This window comes from Marivirga tractuosa (assembly GCF_042140215.1).
Classification (GTDB): domain Bacteria; phylum Bacteroidota; class Bacteroidia; order Cytophagales; family Cyclobacteriaceae; genus Marivirga; species Marivirga tractuosa_A.
On record NZ_CP159478.1, the window covers coordinates 613,159 to 629,086 of the forward strand.

16 protein-coding genes are annotated in these 15,928 nt (G+C 34.9%); all 16 read right to left on the minus strand.

What is annotated here, in order from left to right:
• Positions 1-5 precede the first annotated feature (5 nt).
• Positions 6-281: a hypothetical protein gene (locus ABWH96_RS02745; protein ID WP_013454846.1), complete on the minus strand. Its 276-nt coding sequence runs from the start codon at positions 279-281 to the stop codon at positions 6-8.
• On the minus strand, positions 278-1,300 hold the full coding sequence (locus ABWH96_RS02750) for a cbb3-type cytochrome c oxidase subunit II (protein ID WP_375580005.1): 1,023 nt from the start codon (positions 1,298-1,300) through the stop codon (positions 278-280). The genes ABWH96_RS02745 and ABWH96_RS02750 overlap by 4 nt, the downstream gene beginning before the upstream one ends.
• Positions 1,301-1,312: 12 nt before the next feature.
• Positions 1,313-3,091, minus strand: a complete 1,779-nt coding sequence (locus tag ABWH96_RS02755; RefSeq protein ID WP_375580006.1) for a cbb3-type cytochrome c oxidase subunit I — start codon at positions 3,089-3,091, stop codon at positions 1,313-1,315.
• A gap of 53 nt (positions 3,092-3,144) precedes the next feature.
• The gene (locus ABWH96_RS02760; RefSeq protein ID WP_013454843.1) at positions 3,145-3,579 is read right to left on the minus strand and encodes an Rrf2 family transcriptional regulator; all 435 of its coding nucleotides are present in this window, start codon (positions 3,577-3,579) and stop codon (positions 3,145-3,147) included.
• Positions 3,580-3,694: 115 nt separating this feature from the next.
• The gene (gene nadB / locus ABWH96_RS02765; RefSeq protein ID WP_375580007.1) at positions 3,695-5,218 is read right to left on the minus strand and encodes an L-aspartate oxidase; all 1,524 of its coding nucleotides are present in this window, start codon (positions 5,216-5,218) and stop codon (positions 3,695-3,697) included.
• Complete coding sequence (gene nadA, locus ABWH96_RS02770) at positions 5,215-6,150, minus strand: quinolinate synthase NadA (protein ID WP_375580008.1); 936 nt, start codon at positions 6,148-6,150, stop codon at positions 5,215-5,217. The genes nadB and nadA overlap by 4 nt, the downstream gene beginning before the upstream one ends.
• A gap of 157 nt (positions 6,151-6,307) precedes the next feature.
• Positions 6,308-7,318 (minus strand): rod shape-determining protein, encoded by a 1,011-nt coding sequence (locus ABWH96_RS02775; protein ID WP_375580009.1) that lies wholly within the window; start codon positions 7,316-7,318, stop codon positions 6,308-6,310.
• 52 nt (positions 7,319-7,370) lie between these two features.
• Positions 7,371-7,757, minus strand: coding sequence for a GreA/GreB family elongation factor (locus ABWH96_RS02780; RefSeq protein ID WP_041650738.1), 387 nt, complete (start codon positions 7,755-7,757; stop codon positions 7,371-7,373).
• Positions 7,758-8,642: 885 nt separating this feature from the next.
• Positions 8,643-9,965 (minus strand): sigma-54 dependent transcriptional regulator, encoded by a 1,323-nt coding sequence (locus ABWH96_RS02785; RefSeq protein WP_340152710.1) that lies wholly within the window; start codon positions 9,963-9,965, stop codon positions 8,643-8,645.
• Complete coding sequence (locus tag ABWH96_RS02790) at positions 9,962-11,074, minus strand: HAMP domain-containing sensor histidine kinase (RefSeq protein WP_340152711.1); 1,113 nt, start codon at positions 11,072-11,074, stop codon at positions 9,962-9,964. The genes ABWH96_RS02785 and ABWH96_RS02790 overlap by 4 nt, the downstream gene beginning before the upstream one ends.
• Before the next feature lie 59 nt (positions 11,075-11,133).
• On the minus strand, positions 11,134-12,198 hold the full coding sequence (locus ABWH96_RS02795) for a hypothetical protein (RefSeq protein ID WP_375580010.1): 1,065 nt from the start codon (positions 12,196-12,198) through the stop codon (positions 11,134-11,136).
• Entirely contained in the window at positions 12,199-12,966 is a 768-nt protein-coding gene (locus ABWH96_RS02800) for an ABC transporter permease subunit (RefSeq protein ID WP_375580011.1), read from the minus strand.
• Positions 12,959-13,678, minus strand: coding sequence for an ABC transporter ATP-binding protein (locus ABWH96_RS02805; RefSeq protein ID WP_375580012.1), 720 nt, complete (start codon positions 13,676-13,678; stop codon positions 12,959-12,961). Before ABWH96_RS02805 ends, ABWH96_RS02800 begins: the two co-directional genes overlap by 8 nt.
• Positions 13,665-14,906: a nitrous oxide reductase family maturation protein NosD gene (gene nosD, locus ABWH96_RS02810; protein WP_375580013.1), complete on the minus strand. Its 1,242-nt coding sequence runs from the start codon at positions 14,904-14,906 to the stop codon at positions 13,665-13,667. The genes ABWH96_RS02805 and nosD overlap by 14 nt, the downstream gene beginning before the upstream one ends.
• Before the next feature lie 22 nt (positions 14,907-14,928).
• Positions 14,929-15,339, minus strand: coding sequence for a nitrous oxide reductase accessory protein NosL (locus ABWH96_RS02815; RefSeq protein ID WP_375580014.1), 411 nt, complete (start codon positions 15,337-15,339; stop codon positions 14,929-14,931).
• On the minus strand, positions 15,339-15,923 hold the full coding sequence (locus ABWH96_RS02820; RefSeq protein ID WP_375580015.1) for a hypothetical protein: 585 nt from the start codon (positions 15,921-15,923) through the stop codon (positions 15,339-15,341). Before ABWH96_RS02820 ends, ABWH96_RS02815 begins: the two co-directional genes overlap by 1 nt.
• Positions 15,924-15,928 lie beyond the last annotated feature (5 nt).

Below are 15,928 nucleotides of genomic sequence, written 5' to 3' on the forward strand. Positions count from 1 at the left end.
CCTAATTATAGGTTATCAATTACAATATTCTTAATGTGCGATTGTGAATTTTCTTTGGGTTTAATCAGATATTTCAAGCTGTACACCAATGTAAATCCAACAATTATAACAGCGCCCCAGCTAATGATGTAATCCCAAATAGCCGTAGGGCCTTCACCATGCGTAATATTTTCTAAACCAGCAGGCTGGTTCTCTGCACAAACGTCACATGTCAAAGCAGTGTTAGGATTCAAGAATAATATAAAAATTGCCAATATTATGATTAGCCCTATCTTTTTCATAGTTCCTTATTTTTTGCTTCTTCCATCACCATATTTCTTATTTTCTTCACTTCTTCTTCAGAAACTTTAGTAGCACTATTTCCCCATGTATTTCGTTCATGGTTGGCTATTGCTGCAATTTCTGCATCTGAAAGTTGAGTTGCAAAACCAGGCATTTGTCCATATTCACTTCTGGCGTCATATCCTTGTAAAATAATTTTTATTAATAATTCAGGATTTTCATTTGTGACTACCTCGCTACCTTTCAATGGAGGAAATGCTCCTTTTAAGCCTTCTCCATTCTGCTGGTGACATGCAGAACAAGACTGACTATATAACTGCTTTCCATCAAGCCCATCTTCATTTCTTTTACCCTCTAAATTAGTAGAGGACTTAGATTCTTGTTTTTTAGATGGGATAAAATCATTTGCAGATGGTAATTCAGTTTGTTTTAATGATTGCATATAAGCAATAAGATTATTCACTTTTTCAGAGGCAACAACCACCTTTCCTTTTTCTTTCAGAAATTCTGATGGTATATCTACAACTTTTTCCCCAACACGAACTTCATCTTCTTCTTTATGCTCGAATAAATAAGTGTAGGCAGGCATAACAGATTCATTTACCACAATACGCGGGTTATAAAAGTGTAGAAGGTGCCAACTAGCACCTGGCTGTCTGTCTCCAATACTGGTTAAATCCGGTCCCGTTCGTTCACTGCCTAAAAGAGAGGGGGATTGTTGCCAAGTATTCATTCTTTGCTTGCTGTAGTAGTAATCAGATGGCATAGATGGCCGCGAACCCCAAACTTTATCCATTTCAATATTCCTGACCTGTTGCGTATGACAAGCTACACAGCCCTCTGATACATATACCTGAAGTCCTTTAATCGCTTCTTCACTCAATTCCTCTTGTTGAGGGAGTGGTTCTACATCTTGCATTTGATATGAAGGTACTATTGCTATGATTGTACTTAGAAATACAAACACTAAGAGTGCTGTCAATACCAATTTTCTATGATCTTTATGAAAATTAAACATATTTAGTCTAGTTTATCCTTTTAATTTTATAACTCCACTATTGCTTCTGGCCATTATATAAAAGTTGTAGGCAAATATGATGTGTGACAGAAACATTAGTGTTCCTCCAATCGCCCGCCAAACCCAGTATGGCTTCATCAGGATGACAGATTCAATAAATGATTCGCCTTCAATCCAACTTAGGCCTTTCAAGGTACCCCCAGCCATTAAGGAAATCATGTAAGCAAATAAACCTATGAAGGCAAACCAAAAATGAGCCCCAACTAATATCTGAGGTGGTTCATTACCAGTTACTTTAGGTACTATGGCATAAATTGATGCCCATAGGAAAAAAGCAATAATTCCATACATGGTCATGTGGGAGTGAGCCACATTAAAATCAGTAAAGTGCCAAACAAAATTGGTAAACCTAAAAGCTTGAAAACTTCCTTGAGTAGAACCTACAAAATAGAAAACCACACCTACTAAGAAAAAAGGAAGGACATAACTTTTCGAGATCTGTGCCCATGAACCTTTCATAGTGAGCAGAAAATTGGTAGTACCTGCTAAAACAGGGATGAACATTCCAGCACTGAACACAATGGCAACCGTTTGTAGCCACCAGGGCAAAGGACTGAATACAAAATGGTGAGTCCCGATTAATGTGTAAAACAACATTTGGGTCCAAAAAGCAAGAACCCCTAAAGAATAGGAATAAATAGGCTTGTTTAATGCAGCAGGCAGATAATAGTAAACCAAACCTAATGTAAAGGTCATAAACCACATACCAACACCTTGATGCATGTAATACCCTTGAGTAACAGTTTCGCCCAGACCGTCCTGATAAAAGGGTAAATATCCAATAATGGCCAGAACAATTGTCCAAATCAATGCGGCCAAAATAAACCAGTTGGAAATATAAATTTCTGATATTTTCCTGTTGGCTACCGTTTTATAAAAATTAAAAAATGTAATAATCAAGCCAATTGCAAATAATGACATAACCGGCCATACATATTCTCTGTACTCTCCGCCACCGTTGTTAATACCGGCCATCAATAAGATATTGCCAACAATTACACATAAATTGATGAGTATAAAAGCAATATAAGCCCATTTAATACTAAATATTTTCGTATTTGATGTTCTGGCAATAACAAAATATCCCAGCCCTATCATAGTAAGAGAAGACCATCCCCAAAATACCGTATTGGTATGTACAGGACGTAACCTTCCGAAAGATAGCCAGGATACCGACTCCAAATCGGGCCAAATGAATTTCATTCCCAGGTATTGACCGATCAGTGTACCAAAAATCAACCAGAAAATCCCCGCTCCCAAATAATAGAGCATTACGTTTTTTAAATTCTGAGGAGTTTCTATACTTAAGCTTGTCTTTTTCTTTTCTTCAAAGAATATATTATCAGGATCATCATAAATCCTCTTGACTAATGCACGTTTATCGGACACATTCATCTCAGAGCCCAATTCATCTCCCTTTAATATATTTTGAATAGCCGATTTCCTTTCTAGTAGTATTTTATCTATTTCCCATTCATCTAAATTTTTCAACTCAGATAATATACGCTTTCGCTCAATTGCCTTATCTTTTTTATTAAAGCGATTTACAAATCCATTAACTCTACCAATAAGGATAATAATGGCTAAAATCAGCACTACTATAATCAAAAATATAGTCCCAATAATACCCGGGCTAAAGTACCAGTCCTCCGTACTGACCGATTCTTGTTGAGCTAATACTAGCAAGGGAGAGAAAAACAGACTTAAAAACAGCAAAATACTTTTCTTCATTATATTAATTTTATATTTAAGATATTTTTATCGTAAATAGATTCAAATTTTTTTTATCTCATCAAAAATGTTAATTTTTGATCCAAGCCTTCAGTTAATTCTTTCAAGGTGGTAGTGGATAACATATAATCAATTTCTGCTCTGACTTTAGCAAATTTATGATGAACAGGACATGGTTGACTAGCTGAGCATTCATTTAAACCTAACCCACAACCTTTGTAAATTTTATTCCCATCAATCACTTCAACTATATCTTTCAAGAATACTTTATCCAAGCGGTTTTGTTCTATGTAGAAGCCTCCTTTTGGACCCGTAATGGAAGATACTATCTTGTTTTTAACCAGTAAGCCTAAAATTTTAGCTGTAAAAGCAACAGGAGAGTTAATTTTTTCAGCAATATCTCCAATTTTCACACGATCTGTTTTCTTTGATTGTGTGGCTATATAGATTACTGCCCTGATACCGTATTCACAAGATTTTGAAAACATTTACCTTTAATATTTTAGGCAAAGGTAAATTATAAATCTATTTTAAGACAAATTTATCGTAAATTATTTTGAGTTTTTTATGATATAAATCATCATATATTAAAATAAGGAATGGTCATGTACTTACTGAAACTTTTCCTGCCTTATAGAACGACAATGAATCCGCTAAAATTCCAGCGACAATTGACATATTGAGTAATTCATTTATTCTAACATTTTTAGAGGGGTAAATGTAATGCTCAGTTAATTCCTTAATAATTTTGTCAGCATTTTCTTTAAAAATTATTTTTCTATTGCTGTCAGTCTCAATAAATAGTCGTCTAATTAATTCCGTTAGCTTTAGACTTTTTTCTTCAGGATACACAACATATTCTTGGTTCTGACAATCTTTTATTTTACTGTAAGCGGTTAAATTGCTTGTAATTGGATATCTAATCTCCTTTATTTCATTTACTACACTTTCCGCCACTTGTCTACCAAAAACAACTGCTTCCAGCAATGAATTTGACGCTAAACGATTTGCACCATGAAGTCCCGTTTCAGCTACTTCTCCTACTGCGTATAAATTTAACAAATTGGTTTTACCATTTACATCCACTTTTACCCCTCCACAATGGTAGTGTGATGCAGGTATAACCGGAATTAAATCCTTGGCAGGGTTCACGCTATTCTCTAGACATGATGAATAGATGAACGGGAAACTATTTTTTAACTTCCTTTCATCTAAATGCCTGCAATCCAAAAAAACATGTTTTGAATTCAGTTTATTCATCTCTGCAAATATTGCAGAGGTTACTATATCTCTAGGGCTCAATTCAGCTTGTTGGTTGTATTCATGCATAAATCGGTATCCATCTTTATTTACCAAATAAGCTCCAAATCCTCTTAGTGCTTCACTAATTAAAAAAGACTTTTTCCTATTCGCTTTGTAAAAAAGGGTAGGATGAAATTGAACAAAATGCATGTTGCTTAATTCAGCTCCAGCCCGTATAGCCATTGCCAAACCATCAGCAGTAGCTACTTCCGGATTACTGGTATGCCCAAAAACCCTTCCTATACCTCCACTTGCCAAAATGGTTCTTGGGGCTGTAATATTGAAAAATTGGTTGCTCTCAATATTTAGAAATAAAGCTCCTTCAATTTCATTATTTTGATTTTTAAGGAGTTCTAAAGCCGTGCAATTATTGATTAGCTGAATAGAGGAGTTTTGTTTTACTTTCTGATTGAGTTTATCGTATATTTCTTTACCGGTACTATCTTTATGATGCAGGATTCGATGCTTGGAATGTCCGCCTTCCAGCCCCAATTCATAAGTACCTTCTTTTTTATAATCAAAATTAACACCCCATCTTTCTAAATCATGAATACATTTGGGAGCAGATTTAACCACTAATTCCACAATCTTTCTGTCCGACAAAAAATGCCCAGCTTTCATAGTATCTTCAATATGCTGTTCAAAACTATCGACTGTTGTTTGGACAACTCCTGCGATACCTCCTTGAGCATATTTAGTATTTGATTCGTCCTTTTTTGCTTTACTTACAATCAGAATTTGCAATTCTGGACGTAGTTCTGCTAAATAAAGTGCCGTTGCCATACCGGCAAGACCACTGCCAATAATGAGAATATCCGTTTTCATTTTATTGAATAAGAAAATTCTAACATGGCTTCTATCGGCTTACTGGCTTTTTCCAATACAGTACTTTCAATTAGAATTTCGGGGGTTTCATTTAGCAAACAGTCATATACTTTTTGCAGTGTATTCACTTTCATAAAAGCACATTCGCTGCAAGCACAGGTATTATCTTCATCTGTAGGTGCAGGAATCAGGGTTTTATGAGGCACAGCTTTTTGCATTTCATGGATAATACCCACTTCAGTGGCAATGATGAATTCAGTTTTGTTTGAAGTTTGAACATATTTTAGCAAAGCCGCTGTTGAGCCAACAAAATGCGCAGTTTTTAAAAAATGAGGCTCTGATTCAGGATGCGCTATGATTTCAGCGAAGGGATAAGCTCTTATCAAATCCATTAATTTATCAAAAGAAAAAGCTTCGTGTACCACACATGCTCCATCCCAAAGCACCATATCCCTACGGGTTTCTTTAATGAGATATTTGCCTAAGTTTTTATCAGGAGCAAAAATTATAGGTATACTCTTTGGGATATTATTAATCACTTCCACAGCATTTGAAGAGGTGCATACATAATCGCTTAAAGCTTTTACTTCTGCGCTACAATTGATATAAGTAACTACCGTATGATCTGGATATTCATTGCGTAATGTTTCTAGATCAGAGGCTGAACAAGAATCTGCTAAACTACAGCCGGCAGCCAAATCAGGAATAATCACTTTTTTATGAGGACTCAGCAGTTTGGCTGTTTCGCCCATAAAATGCACTCCGGCAAATAGAATGATATCAGCATCTGTTTCAGATGCCTTTTTCGATAAAGCTAGGCTATCACCAACAAAATCAGCTATTTCTTGAATTTCAGGATATTGATAGTAATGCGCCAATAAAACCGCATTTTTCTCTTTCTTGAGTTCTAATATTTTATTTGCTATATTCATCTCTTCCCTCTTCTTTCTTTATGTTAATGCAATGCATAAACAAAGTTAAAATTTTGAATCCCTAAATAATATGACACTCATCAGCAGTCAGATTGATTCATGTCATTGTTTTTGGGAATTTGCCTTACTATCTTTCTAAGGTCTATGAGGGGAATTACTATTTGAAAATTAGTGCTTTATGTTTATCCATTTGGGATAGGACTATTTCCATTCCTTTAGAAACTGATAATAATGATTGATCTGATAGATGAACCTTTAATTGAATTGAGGATTCCAAACGTTCTTTTAGTCCCTTTAATAAAGCCCCACCGCCTGTAAGATACACGCCATTCGTATAAATATCACCGGCTAACTCTGGAGGACATTGTTCTAAGGTCTTAATAACAGAGTCTTCAATTTTTGTTAAAGTATTGTTTAATATCATTGCGATCTCCTTATAATTCAAACTAATTTGCTTGGGTATTCCAGTAAGATTATCTTTTCCTACAACAGTACAATCTTCATTTAAAGGGATACTATTTTCAGTGGCAGCACCAATCTGTAATTTGATTTTTTCCGCTGATTTTTCACTAATTGATATAATATATTTCTTTTCCATATAATTCCTTATGTCAGAATTAAAAGTGTCACCACCTACTTTTAAAGCCATATATGTAACTACACCTGACAGTGAAATTAAACTGATTTCCGTTAGTCCTCCGCCAATATCTATTATCATCTTCCCATCAGGCTCTTTTATATTCAATCCCATCCCCAAGGCTGCAGCTACTGGCTCAAAAATTAGTTTAGTACTCCTTGAATTGAACTGATCTAAAGCAAGGCGTAAAGCTCTTCTTTCTACTTCCGTAGTACCATAGGGTACACTCGCAATTATATTATGAAAGCCTAAAATGGACCTACTAGGATAGAGTGTTTTCACAAAAGCATTCAGCATTTTCGTAGTAGCATTTAAATCAGCAATAACCCCATTTTTTAGAGGTCTTACTACTTTGGTGTCCCCATTAATTTTCCCTTCCATCTCAAGTGCAGCTTTACCTGCAAGTAAATAGCTATTCTTTTTACTATTAAGTGCTACAACTGTTGATTCTGAAAACAAAGTATTGATCATGCCCGTCAGAACTGTATTATTGTTACCAAGATCGATTGTAATATCTCTTTTATTAGCCATTAGGATGAATTTGTAATTAGAAGGGAAGTTGCTGCTTCCCTTTACGGACTTATTAGTTCACGACATTTAAAATTTTAATTGTACTTTTTCCTTTGGGCAAATCCCAATCAACTTCATCTCCTTTAGCATAACCAATCAAAGCCGACCCCATGGGCGATAAAAGAGAAATTTTATTTTCATTTATATTTTTTTCTGTTGGCTTCACCAAAATAATGTTGTTTCTTCTGCCATACGGAGTTTCCACATCCACTTTACTCCCGATTTTTATTACATCAACGGGCATCTCATTTTCTCTTTTTACGATAGCATTAGAGAGCTCATTAGTTAATTTAATTATCCATGCTTCATTTTGTGTTTCATCTGAAGCTAAAAATTTCTTCACTAGATTTTGAATAAATTGAAATTCCATCTCCTCCAGAATTATTTGATTGTATTTCATAATGGTATAATTGTTTGATTTAGACTTTTTATTTATTTGAACAAATGAAGCACTAGCTTCCATTTGCTACAGAAGAATAATGCTTAAGATATTGCTACTCGATAAGCTAGAATTAAACTTTTTACTTATATTTTTTGATAAGAATTAAAAGTACTGCTGAGTTATTGACTTTTAGGCATATGCAGGAAGACTCTATTGTTCATTTTATTTATCATAAGGCTAAGATTTTACTGATAATGTTCACAATGAAAAATCACTGCATCTTTTCGATACCAAGTGCAATTATCAATTAACTCACAGTTTTGGCAAAGCCCGCTGACTTTATCGGCATCTCTATCTGTATGTGTATCATTTTCAATCAATGTAGAAGATAAGGCTGTAGATTTGCTGCTTGTTGAAAACTCCGAACAATCCCATATTAAGCCACTATTTTCCTTTCTTAGGCTACAATTAGTTCGATTAACACAATTAAAACAAATATTCATCAGCTACGGCTTTTCGACTTAATACCAATTTGTATGCCATTAAAGTGACACTATGCTTAACCCCTTTATAATGAAGGAACTACACATTCTTATCGCATCTATAAAAGAAAATGGGGTGGGTCAAAATTACCCGCTGGGGTATAATTACTCAATTTTAATCAGAACAAAATAGGGTTTAGGGGCAATCTTATATCACAAAAAGTCAACACAAACAATGGTGTCTTTGATCTCACATACCTGACCTTGAATTGCACAAGTAGTATTCAATAATTATCGTCTTTAATAACAACAAAAATTACAGCTGATTTACTTTTAAGCATAGATATACAGCTGGAATTTATGATTTAAGGAGTTCTGAATTTAAAGCAAGAATCGAACTCAGGTTCTTAGTTAAAAGGTCTTAGCTTATTTTCATTCGTAAAGTTTTTCTGTCGATACCTAAAATTTCCGCTGCTTTTGACTTATTATTATCAACTGATTGCAAAACCTTTAGAATATAATTTTTTTCCATCTCTTTCAGGGTCTTGTATTCTTCTTCCTTTACATTAGGGACAGGAATTTTAATATACTCAGGTAGCTGGGCAACATCTATAATTTCATCAGCCATTATTAAAGAGCGTTGTATAATATTTTCCAATTCTCTTATATTGCCGGGCCAACTGTGTCGTATTAATAATTCAATGGCTTTAGGAGTAATGTTAATATTATCTTTTTGGTATTCCTTCGAATATTTTTCGATAAAGTGATGAGTTAGTTGAGGAATATCTTCCTTTCTTTCTCTAAGAGATGGTGTGTGGACAGATATTACATTTAATCGGTAGTATAAGTCTTCACGAAATGTATTCGTTTTAGTCATAGCATGAAGATCACTGTTAGTGGCAGCAATTATTCTCACATCGATTTTTTGGGTTCTAGTGGCTCCAATCATCGTAATTTCTTTCTCTTGAATTACACGAAGTAACAAGGCTTGTACTGCATAGGAAGCATTCCCTATTTCATCAAGAAATATAGTTCCTCCGTCTGCAGCCTGAAAAAATCCAGCTCTGGTTTCATTCGCTCCAGTAAACGATCCTTTTACAAATCCAAAAAGCTCACTTTCCAAAAGGTTTTCAGGTATTGCCCCGCAATTAACTGTTACAAAAGGGGATTGCGAATATTTACTATTATAATGTATAGCTCTAGCCACTAATTCTTTTCCTGTGCCGCTTTCTCCTGTTATTAGTACGGTGGCTCTATTATTTTTAATTCTGTGTACCAGAGAAAGAACTTTTTCTAGAGCTGGAGAATTACCAATAAGCCCTGATTTCTCGATGTTTTTCAATGGGCTAACTGCAGATTGCGAAATACAAGCCTCTTCTTTTTCATTAAATGCTTTTTCTACTGCTGATTTTAATTCTTCAATAGTAAATGGTTTAATGAGATATTCCATAGCGCCTGATTTCACCGCTTCCACAGCACCTGAAACAGAGGGAAATCCAGTAATAACCAATACAGGTATATCAGGAAAGTGTTCAGAAGTGTATTTTATCAGCTCCATGCCATCTATTCCAGGCATCCTTAAATCGGTCAATAATAAATCTATTTCAGAATTTTTCAGAATTTCTATTGCATCAGTTACATCAACAGCCTTAAATGTCTGATAGCCTAGTTTGGAAAGTTGTCTGTAAAGCACTTCCAAGACTTCGTAAGAATCGTCAACAATTAGTACGGTTTTATTTCTCATTGCTTTTGTTGTAATGGGAGTGAAACAATAAAAGTTGTACCGCCCTCTTCCTCAGAAGAAAAATTGATAGTGCCATTATGTTTTTTAATAATACCATGGACTACACTCAATCCCAAGCCAGAACCTTCACCTTCTGGCTTGGTAGTAAAAAACGGTTCAAAAATTCTGTCTTTTATTTGTGAAGACATTCCTTTTCCATTGTCAATAAAGTACATTTTTAATTGATTATCTTCTTTTCTCAATTTAACGATAATATAACCACCTGGTGGCGTTGCTTGAATAGCGTTGATAACCAAATTAAATATTACTTGTGTGATTTGAATAGGGTCAAGTTTCACAACAATATCTTCGGAACTAAGCTGTAGGTTTAGCGATACTTCAGCATTTTGAAAACTTGGTTTAAGCAATTTTAAGGAATCCTCCATTAATGAATTGATAGAGATTGCTCTAATCTGTTGTGGCATTTCACATGCAAAAAACATCAGATTTTTAACTATCTCTCTGGCATGAAGTGTTGAATTGATGATTTTTTCAATATCATCTTGTATGTTCTTATCACTTTTTTGAATTAGTTGGGCAAATCCCAAAATGCTCGTTAATGGCGTATTTAACTCATGTGCAATTCCAGCAGAAATCTGTCCCAATATTGCCAAACGATCATTATGCCTAAATTTTCGTTCCATCAACTCCTCATTTTGTCTATGTTCAAAGTTTTCAATAAAAGTCCCTATTTCTTTTGCAAGCTTGACCAGAAGCTGATGTTCTTCTTGAAGAAAATCTGTCTTACTAAATTTTTGATCGGGGTAATGAATAATTAAATTTCCTTTTTCTTCTCCATTAACTTCGATGTTTACACACTGAAATATTGTACTTCCTTGAAGAGTTCCAGAAATAAAGTGACCCTTGCGCAATGAAATCTCTGCAATCGCACTTTCAGAATGCCTCCAGGCTTTGGGAATCGCCTGAACAATTGCATTCATGGTTTTATCAAAAGAATTATGATGAAGAGTAATTATATTGGATATTTCATACAAGCAGGTTAATTCCTTTATCCGTTCGTTTAAGGTTTCTATTACGTTTTCAGCTTCCATTAGTAGTAGTTTCTTCAAACTTACTAATTTTCGGTTTCACTAACTCATTTTAATAGAATTGGTATTGAACAGAGAAATTAGTTAAAAGCTTTAAAATCCCGACTCTTATTCCAAAAATAACTTAAAGCCATACTCAAAAACATTAATAGTATTATCCAGCCATTGGCTACACCAAAGAATTGACGGAGTTCTATATTTCCAGCAAATGAAGCCCATACCCTTCCAATTAGAGATAGTTGGAATAATAGCCATGGAAGAAAAAGGACTGGATGATAAATCAATCTTTTCACTTTTACTACTGCTGGAAAGATGATAGGAGCGTGCGCCCAAATCATGGAAAAGGTAAATCCCAAAAAGAAAGTGTGTACCCACAAATCATAATAGAGGGCATGGTCTTCCAAAAAAATCATGATGAACGCATGGACTAATAACCAAAGAAATCCAACAATTAAGCCTATTCCGATGTATCGATATTCTCCTTTTTTCTTTATTGATATTCTTGCCATATCAAAACGTAGCAACCATACGGCTATCAATGCAATCAATATTCCGGTGATTCGACTTCCACCAAAATGAAAAGGGATAAAGAAACTGCAAAATACGCCTGCTAGCAAAACATAGAGCAAAACGATAAATAACTTTTTGACAGGTAAAAACCTACTCAGTTCTAATCGTTCCCCTACAATAGTGAATAATAAAAATGCAATCCACCAAGGCACCACCATGGGAATAAAATCTGATTTTAATAATAGCGCATTTCCTACAGCCCAGCAGAAAGCGCCCAATGTTATTACATAATGAGAAGCTTCTTTCACTTTCATATTTTGTATGTACATCAGAAAAGTTAAGCCTGCGGAAGAAATCACTAAACTGATAATGGCAATTTGAGTGAAGCCAAACAGGTTTAAAGGCAAAGCTAAAATTGCCAGAATAGGAATTAAAAACCAGCTTTTGTTTTTCATCACAACAGCTCGTTCCATGCTGATTAAAGCCCCCATAAAACTGCCTGTCATGATGATTCCATGATGAAAAGCAGCTTCTGGAATGTTAAATTGTGCCCAACCCAAGCGTAACCAACCGCCAATAATGCCCAATACTAAGGCGATCATCACAAATGGCAATATCAATACATGCTTGGGCATTTATAAGTCCTTTTTATTGTAGGCCCGTAATGAAAAGCCCAACGGAATTATACTCCATAGCACCATAACCAGAAAAATAATGCTGATCCCCCAATTCTCGGTAAATACTTTTTGAAAAATAGCGCCACTATAGCCCATTAAAGCTGCTGCCTCTGTTTGCATTAGGACTAAGATTCGCATTAAATCCACTGGGTTTAAAAAACTGATGTATAAAACTAATTTTTCAATCGGGTAGTCGCTGAAATTATACATTAAAAGCAGAATAATTCCATCAAAAAGGAGTACAAAATATACCCAGATCAGAAGTGAGAATCCCATTCCTTTTGATTTGTCTTTGGTCCAAACAGCTACACCTAAAGCTAGCGCAACAAATATGAAGTTAAGAAAAGTAGTCCCTATGATCATAAATATTGAAGCGGCCCCGGCATTCATAATGAGTAAAGGAATGCCTGCTCCGAGCAAATAAATGCAAGTGAAAACTATAGCGAGGCTTAAATACAAGGCCATAAACAGCGTTTTTCTCTTGATTGGTTGGGCGTGCATCAACATCATAAACTCATACATATTGTAAAAATATATGGTAGCGAAAATCAAGCAAATCATAGGCGTTACCAATAAGCTAACATTCAGTATGCCAGTTAAGGCCTTATCCCCTTGACCTTGCAAACTGAAAAGACCAAAACACACTGCCCATAAAAATATTAAGTAGAGCAACATGACTTTATTTTTCAGTAAGTCAGCTGTTATAAATTTGGCTATTTTAAACATAGTGATTTTCGGTATTTAAAATGCTGGCAATAATTTTATTTAATCGGCTTTCAGATGTTTCTTCTTTTAGATCAGTCATTTGCTTATCAAAATATAAACTTCCATCCATCAGGTAGACCACCCGGTCTGCTATATCATCCAGATCATTCAAAATATGAGAGGTAATCAATACCAATTTATTTTCTTTTTCAATCGCTTCTTTCAACTTCTGCTTCAAAATTTCATTTGAAACAGGATCTAGACCAGCAGTCGGCTCATCTAAAATCAAAATTTCGGGTTTGAAAAGAAAGGCTAATGCTGCACTTACTTTTTGTCGCATCCCACCCGATAATATTCCCAGTTTCTTTTTGCGCATACTATCGATATTGAATGCTTCATATAAGGAAAGATCATAATCAGTCACATCCTTTCTTATACTTTTCATCATTTTAAAAAGTTGCTGCACAGACATATGCTCAGGAAACCTATTGATTTGGGGCATATAGCCTATTTTTGATCGATAGTCACTTTGATTTCGGATATTCTCATTTTGCACATGAATCTCTCCTTTTTCAACAGTGACTAGTGCTAAAATGCTTTTTATAAGTGTGGTTTTACCTGATCCATTTGGTCCAATTAAAGCCACACATTCTCCAGCATTGAAATGGAGATTAATTTCATTTAATACTTTATGTTTGGAAAAATGCTTATTCAAATTTTCAATTTTGATCATAGTGATTGGGTTTAATCTTGGGTTTTTGATCAATAAGTTGTTCAGGAATAAATTGTGGAAATAGGCGTTCTGCCGCATCCAAACTATTCACCAAAAAGCTGTGCAATAACATACTGGCAGCTGGAATTTTGTCGGTGACTATTGCAAAGAGATTCACAGGTCGATGCGGCACATCCCCAATCCCGTTTTTATTCAAATCATAGCCTGAATATTGGCTCCAGTAATTTCCTTCAAAGTGATTGAGATTTGATTTAGAGTTGGTCAGCACTTCAAAAGTATTGCCCACAAAATCGTTTTTTATAATCTGATTATCCAGACTATTGCCTTTAATGTCCATGGCTTTACCATTATTATGAAAGAGGTTATTTTTAATAGAAAGTCTGTTGGCTCCTTCTGCATAAATTCCCACTGTATTACGAGAGAAGTTATTACTCTCTATGCTTCCATCTGAAATTTCCTTGAGCAATAATCCGTAGCTAGCTCCTCCCCAATTATCCAAAAATTCATTTTCGATCATTTCGATATTTTTGCTGAACATTACCGCCACGCCAGATCCGTTATTCTGGAATCGGTTATTTTCATAAAGGTCATTATTGGAAAACATAAAATGCAGTCCATAGCGCATATTATTTCTGCTGATATTATTAGCGATGTAGCTCTCATCCACAAATTCAAAATAGATCCCATCTCTATGTGATGAAACTTCATTATTGCTCACCTGAATTCGTTTCCCTTGCCAGATGTGAATGGCATTTCCAGCGGTAGATTCATCTTCAGCACCACCGATAATTTTATTCCCATCAACCACACAATTGTTAGATTTTTGTAGATAGATCCCAAAAAAAGTATTGATCAACGTGTTATTAAGGATTTTCACATCTTGCACTCTGTTCAAGCGAATGGCTGCTCTATCTTTTATATAGCTAACACCAATATTTTTTAGGGTCATATTTTGGATCGTCACACGATCGCTCTGAACAATAAATATTTCATCTCCTTCCTGACTGTCCACTATAGCACCATCTTCGCCAATAATAGTTAATGGTTTCTCTATTGAAATCAGGTTTTCATGATAAACCCCACCTTTAACGATGATAGTATCATAATCGGAGGCCTGAAGAATTGCTTCCTTAATAGAATTGTTGGGCTTAACTATAAAAGTTTTAGCTAACAGACTGCCAGAAAAAAGTATAAATGAGAGGAATAAAAGCAGGAAGTAGCGAGTCATTAAAATGGTCTATTTAAATATTTTAGTTGAATGATTTTTTCAGTTGTTTCCAATCTAAACTTTCAAATTCTTTGGGTTCCTTAGAGAATGCAGCTAAGTTTTTGCCCATAGGACTTTTAAAATGTTCATTTTTCACAAAGTGCAATTCTTCCACTTTTTTAAGTTTTTGCGGTTCATCATAAGCTACTGCCATGATATAGTTAAACTTAGTTTCACGATTTTCTTTGAAGTATGGAATCATACACTCTATAGCATCGAATTTATAAATCCTTCCTTTATCAGTTACTAATTCAGCACCATACTTAGGGTCTGAAATTGTCATTTTACAATAGACACAATGATCATTTCCAAAATTTATAGGTTCAGGTTCAACAGAACATGCTGTTAAAACAGATATGAAAAAGAAAGTAAATAAAAGCTTGAAAATCCTCATTAGCTTTTTCTTTTAACCCAAAATGCTGCAAAAGAAAGTATAGTAGATAAACCTAAAAATCCACTCCCTAAATGCGGATAGGAGGTTACATAGAAATTTAGCAAATCCTTTTCGCCTAATAGCGGAGGCATATAAGTCATACCCGGAACTTTAATAGGAGCTTTGGGATCAAGATTGTGCCCATAATCATATAACCATAAATAAAAATCATAGATCCCAAGCGCTCCTAAAATAGCTATAATAATAAACCAAGATAAATAAGCCCAAGCTTTGTTGAGGACTAATGAAATCAATCCTATTGCCATCATGCTATAAGCCACCAACGGAAAATATTTCAATTCTGGAATAGAGTCAGGCTCGATATATTGCATCCCGATATAGTGATTCAGAATATTAATATTTTGAATGATATTCTTCTCACTACCCGAAATTTTATTGATCCAGATGTGCATTTTCAAACCACCCGGAAATTGGGCTGCGTCTAATGTAATTTGCCATAAAGGAAATAAAAAAACGGCTCCAAGTGATAACACGCCCAATAGCATCAGGATTTGCGGTAATCTGCTTTTTTGCTTGAGTGACATCTTAA